Raw genomic sequence first — 3494 nt, 5'->3', positions numbered from 1 at the left:
TAAATACGTTGCGAAAATTGGCGTGGATCCTGACGGTTCCTGGCAAGGCGCGCCGACGAGGCGTAGCGGGGACTACGGCGAGGAGGCGCAACGCCGCCAGGGGCCGTCAGGGCCGCGACAACCGTAACGTTATTTGCGGGACAGGACACTAGCACTCACACCGACTAATGGCATCGCAGGAGGTCGTCATGACGAAGCCAATGCCCCAACAGACTGCACCCACACTTAGCGTTCCCACGGTCCGCGGCCAGCAATGGACGTTGTCCGAGCAAAGCCCGGACCAGTTCAGCGCCGTGGTGTTCTACCGCGGGTTGCACTGCCCCATATGCAAGGGATACCTGGGCCAGCTCAACAGCAAGGTGGACGAGTTCCGCAAGCGCGGGGTTGAGCCCATCGCCATCAGTAAGGACGGCGAGGAACGGGCGCAGCAGGCGGTCGATAAATGGGGGCTCGATACCCTCACCGTGGGTTACGGCCTGACGGAGACCACCGCCCGGGAATGGGGCCTCTACATATCCACAAGCATCAGTGAGAAAGAGACAGCGCGATTCGCCGGGCCCGGGCTGTTTCTGATCAACTCGGACAACACCCTTTACGCCGCCTCGATTCAGAGCATGCCTTTCGCACGACCGAACTTTGACGACCTGCTGCAGGCGGTGGACTTCGTTGTCTCCAAGAACTATCCAGCGCGTGGTAATGCGGCATAGAGCAAGGCGTTGAGGACGTTGTCCACGACCGGTGAGCCCGCCTCGGCAGCATTTCTAATCTCCTCGGGCGTCGCCGCATCGGCGTCGGAATTGGGACGTTGCTCGGCCATGCGGGTGTGCATCTCCTCACGCAGGTTCATCATCTCGGCCATGGGCCTGAACTGTTCGTGGCGATGCTCGCTGCGGCGCTCGCGCAGCTGCACCCCAATAATTGAAACCGGCGAACCGCGGCGTCCGAGGCAAATAGCCGGTCTCCATATGATCGATACGGAAGCCGGCCTCCCCGACCATGCGCGGAATGGGCCGATTCAAGTTGCACCCGCCCGCCACTTTTCGCCAAAGCGGGTTGATCCGCTCCTGCCACCTGCGCACCTTGGTGTCCGGTGCACTGCCATGCTCGCAGAACAGCAACCGCCCGCCGGGCTTCCCTCGCCGCAGGGGGCCGGCGGGGTAGTGACTTCGTCACATCGACGCGGAACCGTCCGGGAAACTCTGTGCCTGCCAGCCCTGGACAAGCGCTTCGGCCGCGTATTGAAGGTCGTCCTCGGCGGTATCCCAGCCCACCGAGAGACGCACTGCGCCGCGTGCCCGCGCCGAATGCAGCCCCATGGCACCCAGCACCCCGCTGGGGGTGGAGGTGGCGGAATGACAGGCCGACCCCACCGAGGCGAACACGATATCGGCCACGGCTTCCAGAAGTGCCTGGCCGGAAACGCCGGGAAAAGAGACGTTCAGGGTGTTGGGCAGACGCTGATCAGGGTGGCCATTCAGGGCCAGGTCGGCGACCCCCGTGGCAAGCATGCGGTGCAGCGCGTCTCGCCGCTCCTTGAGACGATTCGGGGAACGCGCCAGATGCTCCCCGGCAAGCTCTGCGGCAACACCCAGGCCAATGATGGCCGGGACATTTTCCGTGCCGGGGCGCAGGCCCTGCTCGTGACCGGCACCGTGCAGGATGCGCCGGATCGGTGCCTCGGTGCGGACATAAAGGGCGCCAACGCCCTTGCTCGCCCCGAACTTGTGACCCGCCAGGGTGAGGAAATCCACACCAAGCTCATCCACCTGCACGGGGATCTTGCCCACGGCCTGGGCCGCATCCGTGTGCACGAGAACGCCGCGACCCTGCAGACGGCCGGCGATTTCGCGCACCGGCTGCAGTGTGCCGACCTCGTTGTTGGCGAGCATGATGGACACCAGAACGGTATCCTCACCGACCGCTGCCACCACATCATCTGCGGAGACCTGTCCGCGGCTGTCCACGGGCACGACGGTCAGCCGCCACCCCTGCCCCTCCAGATGCCGGGCCGGTTCGGCAACGGCAGGATGTTCCACCGCACTAATCACCAGGTGGCCGGGTGTGGGTCGGGTGGCTGCTACGCCCAGGAGCGCCAGGTTGTTGGCTTCGGTGGCACAGCCGGTGAAGATCAGCTCCTTGGGGGAGGCACCGATCAGGGAAGCCACCTGCTGCCGGGCAACGCTGACGCGCCGGGCCGCCTCACGGCCGGGGGCATACGCCGAAGATGGATTGCCGTAGAGGCGACGGAGTGCATCCGCCATGGCGTCCGCGACTGCAGGGGCCACCGGCGTGGTGGCATTGTGATCCAGGTAGACAGGCCCGGTCATATGCGCCTCTCCCGCGAGAGTAGATGTCAGTCTCTGGAGCCCTGGGCATCAGTGATCCCGAGTTTCCATTCCGGATACCCCTCTTGCAGCCGTACCGCCCGCATGCCGTGACTCTGCAGCAGCCGCACGGCCTCCATGGACAGGGCACAGTACGGCCCGCGGCAGTAGGCTACAACTTCCCGGCCCTGCTCGAGTTCACCCAGGCGCTGCTCCAGTTCCTCGATGGGAATGTTCAGCGCCCCCGGGATGTGGCCGGCCTCGAACTCCTCCGCGGGGCGCACGTCCAGCAGCGTGACCGAGTTCTCCCGCAGGCGGGCGAGCAGGTTGTCGGCGTGCACTGGCTCCAGGGCAGGTTCATCCCGGTAATAGGCGCTGAGCAGCTGTTGCATCTCGGCGATGTTCTCCTCGGCCACCTCCCGCAGCGCATTGAGCAGGGCCAGGACACGATCATCGGACAGGGAATAGTAGACGTACTTCCCTTCCTTGCGCGTCGTTACCAGCCCGGCACGGCGCAGGTGCTGCAGGTGTTGGGACACCGTCCCCAGAGGCAGCCCGGTGAGGTGTGTCAGAGCCTCGACGCTGCGCTCGCCCTGGGCCACTAGCTCCAGGAGTTCCAGCCGGTATTCGTGGCCCAGGCCTTTCGCCACCGTGGCCAGGTGCTGCAGTAGCTGTCGCTTGCGTGTGCTCTCCTGCACGGAGCTTCCTCCTTGACGGTAAAGCGTTGGCTGCAATGACGAGGCAAGTAAGTATCCCCCGGCCGGGGGGGTCTCCCGGATGTACTAGAACACCAGAACCTTGTCCGCGTCCGTGGTGGTCTGCGCCAGTTCATCCATGGTACTGCGTCGGGATCCGTCCATGACATCGTCGTCGGTCGGTTATCCCTCGGGCGTCCATGCAGGTGCCGCACAGGAGGATCCGGCCGCGATTGCCGGCAAGCACGCGGCGCAGCATGCGCTCCACATTGTAAAAGCCTTCAGGTGTCTTCTGGCCGCGCTTGGCCCCGGCGACCGCGTCCGCCATCAGGAACACGTCCACCTGGTTGCCCTTGTCCTGTTTGATCAGGGTGTGGGCAAGGCGCAGCCCGTTGTAGCGGCGCTCGGTGCCATAGGGCGGATCATAGTCTCCCCGGAAGTCTCCCCGGAAGTCTCCCCGGGGAAGTCTCCCCGG

At 64.9% G+C, this 3494-nt stretch carries 5 protein-coding genes; 1 reads left to right on the top strand and 4 read right to left on the bottom strand.

What is annotated here, in order from left to right; genetic code table 11:
* Positions 1 to 188: 188 nt before the first annotated feature.
* Positions 189 to 707: a peroxiredoxin-like family protein gene (locus QZT63_RS13160; protein ID WP_290651892.1), complete on the top strand. Its 519-nt coding sequence runs from the start codon at positions 189 to 191 to the stop codon at positions 705 to 707.
* On the opposite strand, the gene QZT63_RS13155 is transcribed toward QZT63_RS13160, so the two are convergent.
* The 4 genes from QZT63_RS13155 to QZT63_RS13140 all read right to left on the bottom strand — a co-directional run.
* Positions 680 to 859, bottom strand: coding sequence for a hypothetical protein (locus QZT63_RS13155; RefSeq protein ID WP_290651890.1), 180 nt, complete (start codon positions 857 to 859; stop codon positions 680 to 682). The two genes, QZT63_RS13160 and QZT63_RS13155, sit on opposite strands and share 28 nt — an antisense overlap.
* 310 nt (positions 860 to 1169) lie before the next feature.
* On the bottom strand, positions 1170 to 2327 hold the full coding sequence (locus QZT63_RS13150) for a cysteine desulfurase family protein (RefSeq protein ID WP_290651888.1): 1158 nt from the start codon (positions 2325 to 2327) through the stop codon (positions 1170 to 1172).
* Positions 2328 to 2353: 26 nt separating this feature from the next.
* Entirely contained in the window at positions 2354 to 3022 is a 669-nt protein-coding gene (locus QZT63_RS13145; protein WP_290651885.1) for a metalloregulator ArsR/SmtB family transcription factor, read from the bottom strand.
* 130 nt (positions 3023 to 3152) lie between these two features.
* Positions 3153 to 3494 (bottom strand): DsrE family protein (locus QZT63_RS13140; RefSeq protein WP_290651883.1); only part of this gene is annotated, 342 nt, incomplete at its 5' end.

Origin of the sequence: Aquisalimonas sp. (genome assembly GCF_007120195.1) — a bacterium.
In the GTDB taxonomy this organism is placed as follows: Bacteria; Pseudomonadota; Gammaproteobacteria; order Nitrococcales; family Aquisalimonadaceae; genus Aquisalimonas.
This window is presented reverse-complemented; position numbering and strand designations above follow the sequence as displayed.

Excerpts from the sequence above, each read along its gene's own strand:
- QZT63_RS13160 (WP_290651892.1), top strand. The coding sequence starts at position 189 with ATGACGAAGCCAATGCCCCAACAGACTGCACCCACACTTAGCGTTCCC.
- QZT63_RS13155 (WP_290651890.1), bottom strand. The coding sequence starts at position 859 with ATGGCCGAGATGATGAACCTGCGTGAGGAGATGCACACCCGCATGGCC.
- QZT63_RS13150 (WP_290651888.1), bottom strand. The coding sequence starts at position 2,327 with ATGACCGGGCCTGTCTACCTGGATCACAATGCCACCACGCCGGTGGCC.